Origin of the sequence: Kribbella sindirgiensis, assembly GCF_004331435.1 — a bacterium.
Lineage (GTDB): Bacteria > Actinomycetota > Actinomycetes > Propionibacteriales > Kribbellaceae > Kribbella > Kribbella sindirgiensis.
In genome coordinates, this window is sequence record NZ_SJKA01000006.1 from 338,870 (window position 1) to 357,444 (window position 18,575).

The 18,575-nt window shown below is 68.5% G+C and carries 14 protein-coding genes; 13 read left to right on the forward strand and 1 reads right to left on the reverse strand.

The features are described from left to right. Nucleotides 1-6 precede the first annotated feature (6 nt). From E0H50_RS19450 to E0H50_RS19495, 10 genes are all read left to right on the forward strand, one after another. Nucleotides 7-6,033 (forward strand): RHS repeat domain-containing protein, encoded by a 6,027-nt coding sequence (locus E0H50_RS19450; RefSeq protein WP_131290374.1) that lies wholly within the window; start codon nucleotides 7-9, stop codon nucleotides 6,031-6,033. Nucleotides 6,034-6,168: 135 nt separating this feature from the next. Then, nucleotides 6,169-7,197 (forward strand): rod shape-determining protein, encoded by a 1,029-nt coding sequence (mreB, locus tag E0H50_RS19455; protein WP_272948512.1) that lies wholly within the window; start codon nucleotides 6,169-6,171, stop codon nucleotides 7,195-7,197. 11 nt (nucleotides 7,198-7,208) lie between these two features. Then, nucleotides 7,209-8,180, forward strand: a complete 972-nt coding sequence (mreC, locus tag E0H50_RS19460; RefSeq protein ID WP_131290377.1) for a rod shape-determining protein MreC — start codon at nucleotides 7,209-7,211, stop codon at nucleotides 8,178-8,180. Between the two features lies 1 nt (nucleotide 8,181). Then, nucleotides 8,182-8,715: a rod shape-determining protein MreD gene (gene mreD / locus E0H50_RS19465; RefSeq protein WP_131290380.1), complete on the forward strand. Its 534-nt coding sequence runs from the start codon at nucleotides 8,182-8,184 to the stop codon at nucleotides 8,713-8,715. Nucleotides 8,716-8,737: 22 nt separating this feature from the next. Beyond that, nucleotides 8,738-10,792, forward strand: coding sequence for a penicillin-binding protein 2 (gene mrdA, locus E0H50_RS19470; protein ID WP_131290383.1), 2,055 nt, complete (start codon nucleotides 8,738-8,740; stop codon nucleotides 10,790-10,792). Beyond that, nucleotides 10,792-11,958: a rod shape-determining protein RodA gene (gene rodA, locus E0H50_RS19475; RefSeq protein WP_131290386.1), complete on the forward strand. Its 1,167-nt coding sequence runs from the start codon at nucleotides 10,792-10,794 to the stop codon at nucleotides 11,956-11,958. Before mrdA ends, rodA begins: the two co-directional genes overlap by 1 nt. A 69-nt stretch (nucleotides 11,959-12,027) precedes the next feature. Further along, the gene (locus tag E0H50_RS19480; protein ID WP_131290389.1) at nucleotides 12,028-12,750 is read left to right on the forward strand and encodes a hypothetical protein; all 723 of its coding nucleotides are present in this window, start codon (nucleotides 12,028-12,030) and stop codon (nucleotides 12,748-12,750) included. Nucleotides 12,751-12,805: 55 nt separating this feature from the next. Continuing rightward, nucleotides 12,806-13,249, forward strand: a complete 444-nt coding sequence (locus tag E0H50_RS19485; protein ID WP_131290392.1) for a carboxymuconolactone decarboxylase family protein — start codon at nucleotides 12,806-12,808, stop codon at nucleotides 13,247-13,249. Beyond that, complete coding sequence (locus E0H50_RS19490; protein ID WP_202868216.1) at nucleotides 13,198-14,088, forward strand: sigma-70 family RNA polymerase sigma factor; 891 nt, start codon at nucleotides 13,198-13,200, stop codon at nucleotides 14,086-14,088. The genes E0H50_RS19485 and E0H50_RS19490 overlap by 52 nt, the downstream gene beginning before the upstream one ends. Further along, nucleotides 14,078-14,863: an inositol monophosphatase family protein gene (locus E0H50_RS19495; RefSeq protein ID WP_131290395.1), complete on the forward strand. Its 786-nt coding sequence runs from the start codon at nucleotides 14,078-14,080 to the stop codon at nucleotides 14,861-14,863. Before E0H50_RS19490 ends, E0H50_RS19495 begins: the two co-directional genes overlap by 11 nt. Here the strand turns inward: E0H50_RS19495 and E0H50_RS19500 are convergent. Beyond that, a complete protein-coding gene (locus E0H50_RS19500; RefSeq protein ID WP_165547210.1) occupies nucleotides 14,860-15,270 on the reverse strand; it encodes a DUF2000 domain-containing protein in 411 nt (136 codons plus the stop codon). The two genes, E0H50_RS19495 and E0H50_RS19500, sit on opposite strands and share 4 nt — an antisense overlap. 79 nt (nucleotides 15,271-15,349) lie before the next feature. Here E0H50_RS19500 and E0H50_RS19505 point away from each other — a divergent pair, with 79 nt between their 5' ends. The 3 genes from E0H50_RS19505 (at nucleotide 15,350) to E0H50_RS19515 (ending at nucleotide 18,516) form a co-directional block, all read left to right on the forward strand. Beyond that, nucleotides 15,350-15,802, forward strand: a complete 453-nt coding sequence (locus E0H50_RS19505; RefSeq protein ID WP_131290401.1) for an Lrp/AsnC family transcriptional regulator — start codon at nucleotides 15,350-15,352, stop codon at nucleotides 15,800-15,802. A 107-nt stretch (nucleotides 15,803-15,909) separates the two neighbouring features. Beyond that, nucleotides 15,910-16,653, forward strand: a complete 744-nt coding sequence (locus E0H50_RS19510) for an alpha/beta fold hydrolase (RefSeq protein ID WP_131290404.1) — start codon at nucleotides 15,910-15,912, stop codon at nucleotides 16,651-16,653. 54 nt (nucleotides 16,654-16,707) lie between these two features. Beyond that, the gene (locus tag E0H50_RS19515) at nucleotides 16,708-18,516 is read left to right on the forward strand and encodes a hypothetical protein (protein ID WP_131290407.1); all 1,809 of its coding nucleotides are present in this window, start codon (nucleotides 16,708-16,710) and stop codon (nucleotides 18,514-18,516) included. Nucleotides 18,517-18,575 lie beyond the last annotated feature (59 nt).

Below are 18,575 nucleotides of genomic sequence, written 5' to 3' on the forward strand. Positions count from 1 at the left end.
ACAGTGATGACGAAACGATCATTTGCTCGATGGCGGAGCAGTTGGACCGCAGCCACAGCAGGACTCCTGGCATTGTCCCTGGCCGTGCCCGCGGCGGCCGCCCGACCGGAGGCCAGGGCGCCGAAACCGGGGAGCCCGGCGCTGCCGCCGACGCCGACCGTGGCGACGAAGGACTTCGTACCGGCGCCAGTGCCCGAGAAGCCCCGCCCGCCGGCTCCAGCCGCGCGGACGGACTGGCCGAAGGACGGGGTCGCGCAGCTCACCGTCGGTGCGTCCGCCAAGACGAGCGGACTCCCGATCAGCGTGGCGCGCTCGGGCCGGACCTCTCCGGCCACGGTGGAGGTGAAGCTCGACGCCGGCAGCGGCGTCAAGGACCAGCTGACGTTCCGGGTACGCCGCACCGACGGAGCGAAGGCTCCGGGCACCGTGCGCGTCTTCCTCGACTACTCGACGTTCCGTGACTCGTTCGGGGGTGACTGGGCCTCCCGGTTGCGCGTCTTGGGTACGGACGGCCGCCCGGTCGGGGCTCAGGGCAACGACACGGACAGCGCACGGTTGTACGCCGACGTACCGGTCAGCGGTGTGACCTCGGCCTTCACCGTAGCCGCTGACGCGAGCGGCTCGGCAGGCACGTACAAGGCGACCTCCCTCGCACCGTCCGGTCAGTGGCAAGTGTCCACGGCGAGCGGTGGCTTCAGCTGGTCCTACCCGTTCCAGGTGCCGCAGGTGCCGGGTGGACTCGTGCCGGACCTCGAGGCGGCGTACTCGTCGCAGTCCGTGGACGGGCGAACCGTTGCCACCAACAACCAGCCGTCCTGGGTCGGTGAGGGCTGGGACCTCGGCGGGGGGTTCATCGAGCGCTCCTACAAGGGCTGCGCGGACGACCTCGACGGCAACAACGGCAAGACCAAGACGGGTGACCTGTGCTGGGAGACCGAGAACGCGGTGCTGTCGCTGGGCCAGCGGTCCGGGCGCCTCGTTCTGCAGGACGGCGTCTGGCACCCGGAGAACGACGACGGGACGAAGGTCGAGCATCTGCTGCGGACCGGCGGGATCAACGGTGACGACGACGGCGAGTACTGGCGGATCACCACCCCCGACGGAACGCAGTACTACTTCGGCCTGACCAGGCTGCCGGGCTGGGCGAGTGGTCGCGCGACCACGAATTCGACCTGGACGGTGCCGGTCTACGGCAACGACGCCGGGGAGCCCTGCCATCAGGCGACGTTCGCGAGCAGCTCTTGCCAGCAGGCGTATCGCTGGAACCTGGACTTCGTCGTCGACCGCAACGACAACGCGATGAGCTACTACTACGACGTCGAGACCGGCAAGTACGGCCAGAACCTCGGCGCGTCCGTGGCGACGTACACGCGGGCAGGCTCGCTCAAGCGGATCGAGTACGGCCTGCGCGCCGGGAACGCCTACGCGACAGCCCCGGCCCGAGTCGTACTCACCACTGCCGACCGCTGCGCTCCGAACCAGAACTGCGCCGTGCACGACACCAAGTCCTGGCCAGACGTGCCTTGGACCCTCGAATGCGCTGCCGCGGACTGCAAGGACGAGCTGTCACCGACGTTCTGGACGACCAAGCGGCTGTCCAAGATCAACACGCAGGTCTCGGCCGGCGGCGTCAACTACGCGCACGTCAACCAGTGGAACCTCGCCCACAGCTACCCGCCGCCGGGCGACGGCACCTCCGCGCCGCTGTGGCTCGACTCGATCACCCGCACCGGCCTTGCCACCGACACGTACGTCGGTCTACCGCCGGTGAAGTTCGACTACGAGATGAAGCCCAACCGCGTCGACTCGCTCACCGACGGTCTGCCGGCGCTCAATCGGCCTCGCCTCATCACCGTCACCAGCGAGTCCGGCGGCCGCATCAACGTCGCGTACGCCGGGAAGGACTGCGCACCCGGCGCACTGCCGGCACCGGACAGCAACGGCAAGCGCTGCTTCCCGGTCCGGTGGCTGATGGAACCCGAGGTGGAGCCCCGCAACGACTGGTTCCACAAGTACGTCGTCAGCGAGGTCACGGAGGACGACCTGCTCACGGGCAACTTCGCCGGACGGACCAAGTACACCTATGAGGGCACTCCAGCCTGGGCGTACGACCAGAACCCGCTCTCGGATCCGAAGTACCGCAGCTGGACCGACTGGCGCGGGTACGAGAAGGTGCTGGTCGTCCGTGGTGACAAGGCCCAGGAGCCGAACAGTCCCCAGTCGGCGACCCGTTACCAGTACTTCCGCGGCATGAACGGCGACCGGACCGCAGCCGGCGGGAGCAAGACCGTCGGTATCAAGGACAGCACCGGCACCGTCCTGACGGACTCGAAGCAGTACGCCGGGCTGGTCCGCGAGGAGATCACCTACAACGACGTCGGTGGCCCGGAGGTCGGCGGAGCGATCAACGACCCGTGGTCCCGCCGGACCGCCGTACAGGCGCCGTACGAGTCCTATCAGGTCGAACAGACCCGGACCGTCGGCCGGACGGCGCTGGCAGCGGGCGGCGCCCGTACTACCGAGGTGCGGACCACCTACGACGCCTACGGCAACGAGACCGAGGTCGACGACCGGGGCGACACCGCAGTGGCCACCGACGACCGCTGTACGACGACGACGTACAACCGGAACACCGCGAAGTGGCTGATGGACCTCGCCTCGCGCGTCCGGACCGTCGGCGTGACCTGTGGCGCCACACCGTCGTACCCGGCGGACGCCGTCGAGGACGTCAGGACGTCGTACGACGGGGGAGCCGTCGACACGGTCCCGCAGTACGGCAACCCGAGCCGCGTCGAGCAGGCCGAGTCGTACAGCGGTGCGACTCCGGCGTACCTGACCAGGAGCACGACCACCTATGACGCCTTCGGCCGTCCGCTGGAGACCAAGGACGCTCTGGGCCGGCCGACCACGGTTGCGTACGGCGACACCAACGGCGTGAACACCTCGGTGACGACTACGAACGCGCTGGGCCATGTCAGCACCCAGACCATCGACCCGCGGCTGGGACAACCGGTCAAGCAAACGGATCCCGACGGCCGGATCACGACGCTGAAGTACGACGCGCTGGGACGTCTCACCGCTGTCTGGAAACCCGGCCGTACGGAGGCGAACCTGGAGACACCGCACCTTCAGTTCGCGTACGGCGTCCGCAACTCCGGCGGACCGAACTGGGTGAAGACGCTCACCCTGACCGCCAACGGCACCCAGGTTGCGTCGTACCAGTTGCTGGACGGATTCCTGCGGCTGCGGCAGACGCAGTCGCCCAGCCCGCTCGGCGGCCGGATCCTCACCGACGAGTACACGAACAGCCGCGGCCTGGTGTACTTCAAGCGAGCGCCGTACTACGACCCCGACGCCGCCCCTGGCACAGCTTTGGCTTCCCTGGTGCACGGTGAGGTCCCGAACGCGACGGCGATCGGCTACGACGGAGCGGAGCGAGTGACCGCGGAGGCACATGTCGAGTTCGGGACGGAGAAGTGGCGCACCAGAACGACGTACGGCGGTGACCGGGTCACCGTGCTGCCGCCCGACGGCGGCACGCTGACCACCACGGTCAGCGATGCCCGCGGCCGGACCACGGCCAGGTTGCAGTATCAGGGCAGGACCACGGAGAGCACGGCCGAGACCACCAGCTATACCTACACGAAGCGTGGCGAGCTGGCGTCGCTGAAAGACTCCGCGGGCAACGTCTGGCGCTACGAATATGACGTACTCGGCCGGAAGGTGAAGGCGGACGACCCGGACAAGGGTGTCGCGACCATGACGTACGACCACGCCGATCAGCTCGTCAGCGCTACGGACGCACGTGGCAAGGTCGTCGTGACCACCTACGACCTTCTCGGGCGCAAGGTGGAGACGCGCAGCGGGTCGGCAGCAGGCCCGCTGCTGACCAAGTCTGTCTACGACACGCTCTCGAAGGGGCAGCTGACGTCCTCGACCCGGTACGTCGGTGCGAACGCCTATGTGCGAGCGGTGACCAGCTATGACGAGGCCGGACGTGCACAGGGCGAACAGGTCGTCATCCCTGCCGTGGAGGGCGTGCTGGCGAACACCTACACCACGACGCAGGAGTACGCCGACAACGGCAGCGTCTGGTCGACCAAGCTGCCCAAGCTCGGTGACGTCGACGTGGAGACGCTCAACTACTCGTACGACGATCTCGGGCTGCAGAAGAAGATGACCGGCGCGACGCCGTACGTGAACGACACGAAGTACACCGGGCTGGCCGAGGTGGCGCAGCTCGTCCTCGGGCCGACGGACCGGACGCTCTGGCGAACGAACTTCTACGACCAGGGCACCGGGCGGCTCGAGGAGGTCAAGACGCATCGTGACTCCGCGGGCAACGTGATGGCCGCGGACCAGACCTACAAGTACGACCCGACCGGCAACGTCACTCGTGTCACCGACCAGGTGCAGGGCCGCTCGCTGGACACGCAGTGCTTCCGCTACGACCACCTACGCCGTACGACGGCTGCCTGGACGGCGACCGATGCGTGTGCCGCCGCTCCGGATGCGAGTCGGATCGGCGGGCCGGCGCCGTACTGGCAGGAGTACACCTACGACCTCACCGGGAACCGCACGGCGGCGACCGTGAAGGGTCTCGGCGGTACGGCGGACAAGGTGAGCACCTACGCGTACGGCCAGCCAGGCGGCGACTTGCCGCACGCGGTCCGCTCCGTCACGACCGGATCGACCGTGGCGGCGTACGAGTACGACGCCGCCGGCAATACGACCAGCCGGACCGGACCGGACGGTCAGCCGCAGCCGCTCGTCTGGGACGACGAGGGACAGTTGGCGTCGGTCGGCAGCAGCAACTATGTGTACGACGCGGACGGCAAGGTACTGATCCGCCGCGACGCGGGATCCAGCACGCTGTTCGTCGGCAACGGGGAGCTGACAGTCACGAACGGCGTCCTGAAGGGCACCCGCTACTACGACGGCATCGGCGTCCGCACCGCCGGAGGCCTGACGTGGACGATCCCTGACCGCTTCGGAACCAACCAGACGGCACTGAACGCCACCACCCTGGCCATCACCAGCCGCCTGTTCGACCCCTTCGGCGCCCCCCGCGGCACCGCCATGACCTGGCCCGGAGGCACCCGAGGCTTCGTAGGCGGCACCCCAACCGCGACCACCGGCCTGACCAGACTAGGAGCCCGCGAGTACGACCCAACCCTGGGCCGCTTCCTGTCGGTAGACCCCGTCATCGACCCGGACGACCCCCAACAACTCAACGCCTACGCCTACGCCAACAACAGCCCAGCCACCTTCAGCGACCCCGACGGCCTGAAGTACTTCGAGGGAGACGGCGGCAAATCCGTCGACGCCGGTGTCTACAAACCGGGCGGGTCCCGTCGGTCCACCTCCCGCGGCTACGGCGACTACTGCACCAAGAGCTGGGCCGGGCAGTACAGCTCGATGTTCGGCAACTGCGGCTACTCGCGGGCGCCGAAGTACAAGAAGCCGAAGCCGAAGCCGAAGCCATCGATGGTCGACCGCCGGGCGGCGATCAAGGACAAGGACCTGTGGAACGACCCGTCCGACATCTGGTACTACCGCGAGGACGGCAGCCGCTACGCCCTCGAGAACGCCTGCAACCCGGACTCCTCCGGTGCGACCCTGATGTCCTGCAACGACCGCCAGATCGCGGCCGCGCAACGTCTGATCCTCAGTACGAGCGGCCCGCACTCGAACGCTTCACTCATCGTCGGCAAATGGGTCTGGGACCACATCGGCACCATCTCGGGTGTCTTGGCGCTCATCCCGCCGCTGTGGCCGCTCGCGACGATCGCCGGTATGACGGCAATGGTGAAGGACGGGATCGGGTGCGGGACCGAAGGCCCTGGTCAAGCGATGAGCTGCACCCAGCTCGTTACTGGTGCAGGGATGCTCGGATTCCTGAAGTTCCTGAGATTGCCTGAGGAGGCCGGGTTCAACTTCGTCGACCGGACCCGGCTGGCGTCGCCGTGGAACTACACCCAGCTGGGGCTCGGGTTCATCGTCAACATTCAGGAATGGACGGGAGGCCAGTAGTGACGCCGTTCAGCCGCTGATCACTGTCAGAGCGTGGACCGGTACGATCTGTTCTGGGCGGACGGGTCGTGTCGGTCCACGGGCTGTGCGCGGGCGGCGCTTAGCCTGAGTTGGGGTCGATTGGGAGGTGCCGCGGTGGCGAACAGCATGCTGGGCCGCGACATGGCGGTCGATCTCGGGACGGCGAACACGCTGGTCTACGTGCGCGGCCGGGGTGTCGTGCTGAACGAGCCGTCGGTGGTGGCGACCCGGACCGACGAGCCGCGCGAGGCGGTCGCGTTCGGGCACGAGGCGAAGAAGATGATCGGCCGGACGCCCGGCAACATCACCGCGATCCGGCCGCTCAAGGACGGTGTGATCGCCGACTTCGACGCCGCCGAGCAGATGCTGCGGTACTTCATCCAGCGCGTGCACCGCAGGCGGTACTTCGCGAAGCCGCGGATCGTGGTCTGCGTCCCGTCCGGGATCACCGCGGTCGAGCAGCGCGCGGTCCGCGACGCCGGGTACATGGCCGGCGCCCGCAAGGTGTACATCATCGAGGAGCCGATGGCCGCCGCGCTCGGCTCGAACCTCGAGGTCCGCGACGCCACCGGCAACATGGTCGTCGACATCGGCGGCGGTACGACGGAGGTCGCGGTCATCTCGTTCGGCGGCATCGTCACCAGCCAGTCGATCCGGGTGGCCGGCGACGCCATCGACAAGGCGATCGTGAACTACTGCAAGAAGGAGTTCTCGCTGCTGCTCGGCGAGGCCACCTCGGAGCAGATCAAGATGACGATCGGGTCGGCGTTCCCGACCACCGACGGCCCGGACAGCGAGATCCGCGGCCGGGACATGGTCTCCGGCCTGCCGCGGACCGTGAAGGTGTCGTCGGCGGACATGCGGCAGGCGATCGAGGAGCCGATCACCGCGATCGTCGACGCGGTCAAGGCCACCCTGGACAAGACCCCGCCGGAGCTGGCCGGCGACATCGTCGACCGCGGCATCGTGCTGACCGGCGGCGGCGCGCTGCTGAAGGGGATGGACGAGCGGTTGCGGCACGAGACCGGCATCCCGATCCACGTCGCCGAGAACCCGCTGGACGCGGTCGTCCTGGGCGCCGGCAAGTGTGTCGACAACATCGAGACCCTCAACCGCATCCTGGTCACCGACAACCGGCGCTGAGGTAGCAGGCGATGCTCAAAGACCTCGGTAGCCCGTCTCGCAGTACGTCGTCCCGGAGCACCGCGCCCCGGAGCGCGTTCCGGTCGGCGGGGGAGGCTCCGCTGCGGTCGGCCGGTACGTCGCGTGACGTGCGCCGCCGCCGTACCGTGCTGTTGCTGGTGGTCCTGGCCTGTTTCACGCTCATCGTGCTCGACGCCCGCCGGTCGGCCGGTTCGCCGGTCGAGCCGTTGCGGGAGGCCGCGGCCGGCGTTTTCGGCCCGCTGGAGTCCACCGCGACCTCGGCCCGGCAGCCTGTGGACAACCTCCGCGACAGATTCGCGGAAATGGATAGGTTGAAAGCAGAGAACGAAAAACTGAAGAAGGACAACGAGGACCTGACCCGGGAGCTGACCACCTCCGACTACGCCCGCAACCGGGCGCAGGAGTTGGACAAGCTGCTCAAGGTCGCGCCGGCGTACACGATGACGCCGGCCCGGGTGATCGGGATCGGCAGTGCGCAGACGTTCAGCCACACGGTCACGATCGACGCCGGGACGGCGGACGGCGTGCACACCGACATGACCGTGCTGAACGGGACCGGTCTGGTCGGCCGGGTGGTGCGGACCACCCAGGGGACCGCGACCGTGCTGCTGATCGGCGACCGGAACTCGACCGTCGGCGGCCGGCTGAACGCGTCGATGGCGCTCGGTTTCGTCTCCGGACGCGGCGAGGTCGGCGGCACCCTCGACTACAAGCTGATCGACCCGAAGGCACGGCCGAAGGTCGGCGACCGGATCGTCACCTGGGGCTCCAGCGGCAACGCGCCGTACGTGCCGGGTGTCCCGATCGGCGTCGTCACCTCGGTGACGGCGAACGAAGGGTCGCTCGGGTCCACCGCGACCGTCAAGCCGTACGTCGATCCGACCCGGATCGACACGGTCGGCGTGGTCACCGGGCCACCCGCCCGGGCGCCGCGCCCACAACTCACAGGGAAGGGGAACTGATGTGATTGCACTACGGATCGGGTTGGCTGCCCTGTTCCTGATGATCGCCGTCACCGTGCAGACATCCGTGCTGACGAATGTCGCGGTCGCCGGGGTGACGTGCGACCTGACGCTGATTGTGGTGATCGCGCTGGCGCTGTCCCGCGGGCCTGAGTGGGGTGCGATCGCCGGTTTCATGGGCGGTCTGCTGCTCGACGTCGTGCCGCCCGCCGACCACACCGCCGGCCGGTGGGCGTTGTCGCTGGCGATCGCCGGGTACATCGCCGGGCTGATCCGCCGCGAGACCTCCGGCAGCCCGGTCGGGCCGCTCGGCGTCGCGCTGACCGTCGTGCTCGGGACGGCCGTGTCGTTCTTCATCTACAGCGCGACCGGATCGCTGCTGCACGACCCGTCGGTCGACTGGGGCGAGTTCGGCGTCCGCCTCGGCATCGCCGCCGGGTACGACGTGGTCGGTGCGATCGTGGTGATCCCGCTGGTGATGTGGATCATGGGCCGCGTCCAGCCCGCCCGCGAACGCCGCCGGGTCGCCCCATGAGCAACCCTCCAGGGCCGACGCCATGAGCTGGGACGGTTTCGAAGCGCCGCTGAAGGCCCGGCTCCGGCTGTTCGTGATCGGGGTGCTGGTCTTCTCGTTGCTGTGCACGCTGTTCGGCCGCCTCTGGTACATGCAGGTGATGTCGAGCGCCGACTACAGTCAGGCGGCCACCCAGCAGCACATCCGCCAGGTGCTCGTCCCGGCCCCGCGCGGCACGATCGTCGACTCGCAGGGCCGGACCCTGGTCGGCAACCGGGTCTCGGTGGTGATCACGGTCGACCGATCGGTGCTCGCCAAGCTCCCGGAGAGCCAGCAGAACGTCGTGCTCGCCCGCCTCGCGAAGGTGCTCGGCCAGAAGCCGAAGGACCTGAAGGCGCGCACGATGCTGTGCGGTGAGCCGGGCGCGTCCAAGCCGCCCGCCTGCTGGAACGGCACGCCGTACCAGCCGATCCCGGTCGCGAAGGATGTCAGCGAGCAGGTCGCGATCGAGGTGATGGAGCGCCGCGAGGACTTCCCCGGGATCGCCGCCGACTCGCAGACGCTGCGTGCGTACCCCTCGCCGTACAAGGTGAACGCGGCGCACATCCTCGGGTACCTGTCGCCGATCACGACCGAAGAGCTCGAGGACATGGACAAGGCCGGGCAGGACTCGGTCCCGCACCGCTCGGACCTGGTCGGCCGGGCCGGTGTCGAGCGGTCGTACGACAAGCTCCTGCGCGGTACGCCGGGTGAGAAGGACGTGCTCGTCGACGCGGTCGGGTACACGACCGGGATCAAGAAGCAGACCGCTCCGGTCCCGGGCGCGACGCTGGTGACCACGATCGACGCGCGCATCCAGGCGTCCGTCGAGGCTCAGCTGAAGAACGCGATCATGACCGCGCGGAAGCAGACCGACCCGGTCACCCACCGCAAGTACGTCGCCGACTCCGGCGCCGCGGTCGTGATGGACACCAAGACCGGACGGGTCGTCGCGATGGCCAGCTACCCGACGTACGACCCGGGCGTCTGGGTCGGCGGTATCACCCAGCGTGAGCTGGACGCGCTCTACTCGACCAAGTCCGGGACGCCGCTGGTGTCCCGCGCGCTGCAGGGCCAGCTGGCGCCCGGGTCGACGTTCAAACCGATCACCACGGCGGCCGCGATGAGCGCCGGGTACGGCCCGAAGACACGGCTCGACTGCTCGTCGTACTTCGAGGTCGGCAACCGCCGGTTCAAGAACTACGAGTCCGCGTCGTACGGGATGATCGGCTTCGACCAGGCGCTGGCGCTGTCCTGCGACACGTTCTTCTACCGGATCGCGTACGCGCTCTGGCTCAAGGAGGGCGGCAACTCCAGCGACGTCAGCACCCGCGACCCGCTGGTCGAGATGGCGCAGAAGTTCGGGCTCGGCAAGCCGACCGGGGTCGACCTGCCCGGCGAGGTGAGCGGCCGGATCGCGGACCGCAAGTGGAAGAAGACGTACTACGACGCGCAGAAGGACTACTACTGCAAGATCGCGGCCAACCCGCCCGCCGGGACGTCCGCGTTCCTGAAGCAGTTCGCCCGGGAGTTCTGCGTCGACGGGTACAAGTACCGCGCCGGTGACGCGGTGAACTTCGCGATCGGCCAGGGCGACACCACGATCACGCCGCTGCAGCTCGCGACCGTCTACTCGGCCCTGTCGAACGGCGGCACGCTGTACGAGCCGCGCGTCGTCCAGTCCTGGATCGGCGCGAACGGCAAGCCGCACGAGATCAAGCCGGTCGTGAAGTCGAAGCTTCCGGTGCCGCGGAACACCTTGAAGTACATCGACACCGCGTTGAAGGGCACCACCAAGACCGGTACGGCGGCGTGGAAGTTCCAGGGCTTCCCGCTCGACAAGATCCCGGTCCGCGCCAAGACCGGTACGGCCGAGGTGTACGGGAAGCAGACCACGTCGTGGCTCGCGTCGTACACCGATCGGTACGCCGTGGTGATGATGCTCAGCCAGGCCGGTACCGGTTCGGGTGCCGGCGGTGACGCGGTCCGCAAGATCTACGAGACCTTGTACAACATCAAGCCCGCGCCGCCGCCCGGCCAAGAGAAGCCGGAGCAGTAATGGCGCTACTGACCCCGATCCGGACCAGGCCGCGGATGGACCGCCGGTCGACGGTCTGGCACGTCGACTGGATCCTGGTGTTCGGCGTGGTCGCGCTGTCGTTCATCGGGGCGCTGCTGATCTGGTCCGCGACCCACAACCGGACCTCGCTGACCGAAGGCAAACCGGACGCCTTCCTGCTCCGGCACGCGCTGAACTTCGCGATCGGCCTGGTCCTCGCGGTCGGCGCCGCGATCACCGACCACCGCCGGGTCCGGATCCTCGCCCCGCTGCTGTACGCCGCCTCGATCGTCGGACTGATCCTGGTCCTGGTGCCCGGCGTCGGCTCGACGATCAACGGTTCCCGGTCCTGGATCCAGCTGCCGTTCATGTCGATCCAGCCGAGCGAGTTCGCCAAGCTCGCGGTGATCGTCGGCATGGCGCTGCTGATCGCGGAGAAGAGCGAGACCGACCGTCACGAGGACGCCCGGACCATCGACGTCGCGCAGGCGGTCGGGGTCGCCGCGATACCGGTGATCCTGGTGATGCTGCAGCCGGACCTCGGGACCGTGATGGTGCTCGGGTCGATCGTGTTCGGGATCATCGCGGTGTCCGGCGTACCGAAACGCTGGATGCTCGGGCTGCTCACCGCGGGCGTGCTGGTGGCGGCGATCGCGATCAAGCTGCAGGTGCTGAAGGAGTACCAGATCGCCCGCTTCACCGCGTTCATGCACCCGTCGTCGGACCCGCAGGGCATCGGGTACAACGTGAACCAGGCGCGGATCGCGATCGGGAACGGCGGCGTGTTCGGGCAGGGCCTGTTCCACGGCGGCCAGACGCAGAACGCGTTCGTTCCCGAGCAGCACACCGACTTCGTGTTCACGGTCGCGGGGGAGGAGCTGGGGCTGATCGGCGCCGGCGCGATCATCGTGCTGTTCGCGATCATCCTGTTCCGCGGGCTGCGGATCGCGGTCAACGCGCGGGACGCGTTCGGGCGGCTGGTGGCGACCGGGATCGTCTGCTGGTTCGCGTTCCAGGCGTTCGAGAACATCGGGATGACGCTCGGCATCATGCCGGTCACGGGCCTGCCGCTGCCGTTCGTCTCGTACGGCGGTTCCTCGATGTTCGCGTGCCTGCTGGCGATCGGCCTGCTGCAGAACATCCACCTCCGCTCGCACCGCCACTGACCGCCCGACTGACCCGTCAGGTACGCTGCTCCCTGCTCGGCCCCCGCCCAGAGCCCGCTGGAAGGCCCGATGACCAGGTTCGTTGCGTTAGCTGCCGTCTTGACGCTGTCCCTTGCCGCCTGCGGCGGTGCGGACGACAAGCCCGCCGCCGGTCCACCGGCGACCACGCCGACCGCCACACCGACGCCCAGTGCGACCGAGTCGACGCCGGCCGCGCCGGTCACCCGGACGACCACCGAGCTGACCAAGGCGCTCCTCGAGCTCGCGGACCTGCCGACCGGTTTCGCGGAGGACAAGGACGAGGCCGACGAGGACGCGAAGCCGTTCTCGTCGTCGAGCAGCCGGTGCAAGTCGCTGGTGAAGTACCTGAACGCCACCAAGGCGCCTGGCTCCAAGGCGAGCGTGGCCCGGACGTTCACGGGCGGGCAGGAAGGCCCGTACATCGACTACGGTCTCGACTCGATGGGTACCGCGGACGAGGTCGCCGACCTCCGCGACGCGTACGCCGAAGCCGTCGACAGCTGCACCAAGGTGGCCCTGAAGACCGACGGTGCCGGCAGTACGTCGATGAAGGTCGAGAAGATCACCGCCCCGCAGTACGGCTCCAAGCCGTTCGCGTTCCGCCTCACCGGCACCAGCGGCCCGAAGCGCGGCCTCGAGTACGCCGCGGTCGTCACCGGAGTCGACGACGTGATCCTCTCCGTCGGCGTCCTCGCCGGCCAGGGCACCGAACTCGACCCCGCCACCGAAGCGGCCGTCACGAAGGCCCGGCACGTCCTCAAACCCGCGTGACCGGTGTCACACGCCTCGTCGTCACGTAGGACTGCTGCGTCGCCGTCGTGTTGGCATGGACGAGCGAATGAACTTCAGCAAGGTGTCGCCGGCCGGCTTCCGAGCCGTGTTCGGCGTGGAGAACTATGTGCAGGGCGTGGTGGACCAGACGTTGCTGCACCTGATCAAGATCAGGGCGTCGATGCTCAACGGCTGCGCGTTCTGCCTGAACATGCACACGACGGACGCGTTGAAGGACGGCGAGAGCAGTCAGCGGCTGTTCGGGCTCGCGGCCTGGCACGACTCCTCGTTCTACGACGACCGTGAGCGCGCGGCGCTGGCGTTGACCGACGCGGTGACGGTGCTGGAGCGTACCGGCGTACCGGATGACTTGTGGGACGCGGCGCTGGCGCAGTTCGGCGAGGAGGGGACCGCGAACGTGCTCCTGGCGATTGGCACCATCAACCTGTGGACCCGTCTGAACGTCGCGACGAGGAAACAGCCGGAACTGGCCGGTTGATCCTGCACGAGTACGAGTCGGCGCGCGGCATGCTCGCCGGGCTCGCGTACCGGATGCTGGGCAGTTGGCACGACACCGAGGACGTGCTGCAGGACGCGTACGTCCGCTGGTCCGCCGCCGACCGCTCCGACGTGGCCGAGCCGCGTCGCTACCTCACCCGGGTGGTGACGCGGCTGTCCGTCGACGTACTGCGAACCCGGCAGGCGCGCCGCGAGAGCTATGTCGGCGAGTGGCTCCCCGAGCCGGTTCCGGCGCACGCGCTCGACCTCGACGAGGTGTCGATGGCGCTCCTGCACCTGATGGAGCGCCTGACTCCGCCGCAACGCGCGGTCTACGTACTGCGGACCGCGTTCACTCTCCCGTACGACGAGATCGCCGAGATCCTCGACCGTACGCCGGACGACTGCCGGCAACTGCATCGCCGGGCCCAGCACGCGCTGGCCGACGACCGGCCACGCTACGAGCCGACCGCCGCCGAACAGCGTCGCCTGCTCCTGGACTTCGTGGCCGCCGCCCGCGACGGCGACCTGCCGCGGCTGGAGTCGATGCTCCGGGACGACGTTATCTCCTGGACCGACGCGAACGGCCGCCGGCGGGCCGCCCGCAAACCTGTCACCGGGCGCGAGAAGGTCGCCGCCTTCTTCAGCCACATCTACGGGCGTCCTGAGGTCACGTTTGCCCCGGTGGAGTTGGTCACCGGGCCCGGTCTGAAGGTGGTTGTCCGCGGCAACCACCATGTGCTGACGCTGGAGTCCGACGGCACCGCGATCACCGCCCTTCGAGTGGTGGCGGACCCGGAGAAGCTTTCTGCCGTGTTGGATGACCGGTATGAGTTCTGATCTCGAGGTGGCGATCGCGGCGGCTGCGGCTGGGGCCGCTGTGGTACGGAGCAAGTACGGGACCGTGGTCGCACGGCACGACAAGTCGGCGACGGACTTCGCGACGGACGCCGATCTCGCGGCTGAGCGGGCGATCCTCGACGTGATCCAGGGTGCGCGGCCGGGGGATGCGGTTCTGGGTGAGGAGTACGGCGCCAGTGGGGATGCTGATGCGTCGCGGCGCTGGATGGTCGATCCGTTGTGCGGGACGCTCAACTTCGCCGCGGGTACGCCGCTGTTCTCGGTCAACGTCGCGCTGCAGGTCAGCGGTACGGCGACCGTCGCCGCGATCGCGGACCCGGTGTCGGGCGAGATCTTCTGGACCGATGGCGAAGGGGCGAATGTGCGGCGTGACGGGTCTGATCTCGCGCTGGTGCCGTCGGCGGATTCGCTTCTGGTGGACGTGAACCTGGATCCGATCACGGACGGTGGGTTTCTCGGGTCGCGGCTGCTCGCGGATCCCGGTATGCGGGCCGTGTTCGGTCAGCGCGTGCTGTCGACGACGCTGGCGGTCGCGTGGGTGGCGGCGAGACGGCGTACGGCGTACGTGACCGACGGCAACCTCCGCGACAGCGTCCACTTCACCGCCGGCCTCGCGTTGTGCCGCGCCGCCGGCTGCGTCGTGACCGATCTGCGCGGGGGTCCGCTGCACGACGGCCCAGGAGTCATCGCCACGGCCGACGAGAAGACCCACACGATCCTGCTCGAACTCGTCGCCCCGCACCTCCCGGACTAGCGGTAGAGGGGGAGGGCTCCGGTGAGGGAGTCGACGGTGGGGCGGGGGCCGTAGAGGGCCAGGCCCAGGTATTCGATGTCTTCGGGTTTGGTGCCGGCCAGCGTTGTGGACATCTGGTCGTAGGTGCGGGCCTGCTGGGCGACCTGGTGCATGTCGTGGATGGTGACGTCGGGGCGCGCGGCAGCCTCGGCCCGCAGCCTGCTGAGGGTGTCAGCGGGCGCGCGGAGGATCGGGATCGGGTACGCGCACATGCCGGTGTGGGCGGTCCCGGCAGCGTCGGCGGTATCGGGACCGACGGTGTCGTCGTGGCGTCTCCCCACACCGACTCCGAGCAGAGCGGCGGTGTTGAGGGCGACGCCGATCGGGGCTTCGGCCGCGATGATCACGACCATCTTGTTCGTCAGCACGGCGGTCACGCTAGCCCGATGGACGGCCGATCTCGGCGTACTCCGAACATCGTTCGGCAGATCTGCGAAACTGGACGGCATGGACGAACTTGATACGGCCCTCCTGCGGATGCTGCAGAACGACGCCCGCCGCACCAACCGGGACATGGCGGCCGAGCTCAAGATCGCGCCGTCGACCTGCCTGGAACGGATCCGCGGGCTGCGCGACCGCGGCGTGATCAGCGGGTACCACGCGGCCGTCGACCTGAAGGCGATCGACCGGTCCACCCAGGCGATCATCTCGATCAAGCTCCGGCCGCAGGCGATGGCCGTCGCCACCGCGTTCCAGCAGTACGTGATGGACCTGCCGCAGACCCTGGACATGTTCATGGTCTCCGGCGGCTCCGACTTCCTCGCGCATGTCGCCGTCAAGGACACACAGGCGCTCCGCGACCTGGTCCTCGCCCTCGCGAAACGCCAGGAAATCGCCGACATCCGCAGCTCGGTCGTCTTCGAACACCACCGCCGCACGACGATCATGCCGCTCGACTGAGGACCGCCGCCGGGGACTGGGAACAAGCAATAGCCTGTTCCCAGTCCCCGAGGGGTGTGCCATGTTGGGCTCGCGACCGGGTGAGCGAGGTTTCGTAGGGTGGGGACATGCGACTGAACTACGTGGAGACAGGACCGGCCGACGCGCCCGTAGTGCTGCTCGGCTCGTCGCTCGGCGCGAATCAGGGGATGTGGGCGCCACAGATCGACGTACTGGCCCAGCGGTTCCGGGTGATCGCGTTCGACCACCGGGGGCACGGCGGGTCGGACGTGCCCCCGGGGCCGTACACGATCGACGACCTCGGCGGCGACGTCGTCGAGCTGCTGGACACACTGGAGGTCGAGCAGGCGTCGTACGTCGGGATCTCGCTCGGCGGCGCGGTGGGCCTGTGGATCGCGCAGAACGCACCGGAGCGACTTCACCGCCTCGTCGCCATCTGCCCGCCGTCGAACCTGGCCGCGAATCCGCAACCGTGGATCGACCGCGCCGCCCAGGTCCGGTCCGAAGGCACCCAAGCCATCACCGACGCGACCCTGGGCCGCTGGTTCCTCCCGGAGTTCAAGGACACCGACCCGGTCCGCCAGATGCTCCTGGACTGCCCCGCCGAGGGCTACGCCGCCTGCTGCGAGGCCCTCAGCACCACCAACCTCCTCCCCAAGCTGGCCGACATCACCGCCCCGGTCCTCCTCATCACCACCGACTCCGACACCTCCGTCCCACCCGAAACCGTCGTCCCCCTCGCCTCCCAAATCCCCGGCGCCCACCTCGAAATCATCGAAAACGCCGCCCACCTCGTCACCTACTCCCACCCCGACGTCATCAATCCCTTGCTGCTAGCCCATCTCGGCTGAGGACTGTCCGACGGTGCCGCTACGCTCCCACCCACATCGGCGAAGGAGGCCAGGGTGGGGCGTTGGGCGACGTACATGGTCGGACGCGAGCGGGAGGATCCACCGGCGGCGTACGCACGGCACAGCAAGACCGCGCCGGGATGGGTCTGGTGGGAGCTCCCGCTGGCCAGGGGTGACGACTGGGATGCGGGACCTGGACACGCCGTCGTCGCGCACATCTTCGACAGCGACGTCGCGGACATCCGCGGCCTCGTAGCGGGCAGGACCAGTTGGCGATGGGTGTACGGCGAGGCCGCGCTCGCCGCGTTCCAAGAGCGACCTGTCGACCATCTCGAACTCGAGACCACCCTGCCCGGCCGCGCCAAGGACACCTCACACCTGATCCAGGCATGGGCAGCGGAGACCGGGCTCAGGGCCGACAGGGAAGCACTGACCGAGATCCTGCAACGCGGCTACACCTTCGCCGAGGAAGGCGTCAGCGAGGTGCTGGAGTCACTCGGCATCGTGTCCGCTGACAGCCCCACCGAATATCAGGATCTCGATCCCACGGTCGACGCCGACGGCAGGCCGTTCGGTGAGGCCGAGGCCGGTGAGACCGAACAAGAAGCGCCGGCCGGGCCGACCATGGCCGGGGTGTTCGCGGCTCCGATCGACCACAGTTCCGCGGCCTGGCGCCAGTTGGTCGTGGAGCATTCATTGCAGACCTTCGGTGAGCCGCCGTCCTTCGTCGCGCTCGACGGATCGTTGCACGTTACCTTCGATCCGCCCATCAGCCTGGGCAGCTACGGCCGTGACACGGAGCGCGCATGGGTCTCGGAACACCTCGGTGTGGAGTGGCAAGAGGTGCCCTCCAGTCATGCCGGCAGTTTGTCGGGCGCCGCCACCTGGGCACGCGAGAACGTCGGAGTTCAGGGCCGTGCGGCAGACGAGCACCGGTTGCCGCTGAACCTCGAAGTACCGCCGGACTACCCCGACGGCGTCGATGAGGTGCCCTGGTACCACGACCTCAGCAGGCAGGAATGGTGGCGGCACTCTGTCGCCGGACCGCAGCACGCGGCGATCGAGCTCGCGATGGGTACGGACCTTCTGGACAGGGTCGATGAGGTCGCGGACTGGCTCGAACAGGCCCGCGGCATGCTGCTGACCCCGGTGGCCGACGGTTACGCAGCGATCGGCGGACAGGTTCGTTCGGGGGGTCAGGACGTGCCCGTGTACGGCCTGATGCTGACGCTTGTCTACAGATCGGCTCGCGGCCGCCACGCGACCAGCGGTGCGGACGACAAGGCCTGGAATCGGGTGCAGAGGCGGCTCAGGTCCGGAGAGCTGACGTCGGTCAAGTTCGAGGGGAAGGTGGTGGGCGACGCGGCACAGTGGGGCGGTCTGCTGATCGGTGCTCAGCTCGCAGCGGACCAAAGCCTGTACAGCCTGCCCGCCCATCTCACTGTCAAGATCTCCGATCCGATGTGCTCGTTCGTCCCGGGACTGTTCGTGGGTGAGCTGGTCACTCGGGCGGTCGAAACTTTGCCGGTCGTCGGGGGCTGGATCGACGCTGCGCGACGGTTCTACCTGGGCGACGGCCAGTCGCGGTACGAGTCGTTCGCCGGAGTGCGCTCCGACGTACGGCGTGATCCGAGGAGCAGCGTTCGCGGGCCGGCGTGGCGGATTCTGCTGGGCCCGGAGCATCTTCGGCTGCTCGGGGGACGGGGTGCTCTGGAGGCGTCCGGGGTGTTCACCGAGTTTCAGGAGATCGGCGCGCTGTTACAGGTTCAGTGCGGTGCGCAACCGGTGGACTGCACCTGGGAGCGGCGGGCGGCGATGGTCGACATACTGGCGCCAGTGTTGCCTCGGCTGCCGGAGCGATGATGATCTGGCGGTGGGTCGCGGTTAGGCTGGTAGGCGCTCTGACCTGCTGACTGGAAGTG

Bases quoted from the DNA above. Each gene is read 5' to 3' on its own strand.
- E0H50_RS19450 (WP_131290374.1), top strand. From the start codon at position 7: ATGACGAAACGATCATTTGCTCGATGGCGGAGCAGTTGGACCGCAGCC.
- mreC (WP_131290377.1), top strand. From the start codon at position 7,209: ATGCTCAAAGACCTCGGTAGCCCGTCTCGCAGTACGTCGTCCCGGAGC.
- mrdA (WP_131290383.1), top strand. From the start codon at position 8,738: ATGAGCTGGGACGGTTTCGAAGCGCCGCTGAAGGCCCGGCTCCGGCTG.
- rodA (WP_131290386.1), top strand. From the start codon at position 10,792: ATGGCGCTACTGACCCCGATCCGGACCAGGCCGCGGATGGACCGCCGG.
- E0H50_RS19480 (WP_131290389.1), top strand. From the start codon at position 12,028: ATGACCAGGTTCGTTGCGTTAGCTGCCGTCTTGACGCTGTCCCTTGCC.
- E0H50_RS19485 (WP_131290392.1), top strand. From the start codon at position 12,806: ATGGACGAGCGAATGAACTTCAGCAAGGTGTCGCCGGCCGGCTTCCGA.
- E0H50_RS19495 (WP_131290395.1), top strand. From the start codon at position 14,078: ATGAGTTCTGATCTCGAGGTGGCGATCGCGGCGGCTGCGGCTGGGGCC.
- E0H50_RS19505 (WP_131290401.1), top strand. From the start codon at position 15,350: ATGGACGAACTTGATACGGCCCTCCTGCGGATGCTGCAGAACGACGCC.
- E0H50_RS19510 (WP_131290404.1), top strand. From the start codon at position 15,910: ATGCGACTGAACTACGTGGAGACAGGACCGGCCGACGCGCCCGTAGTG.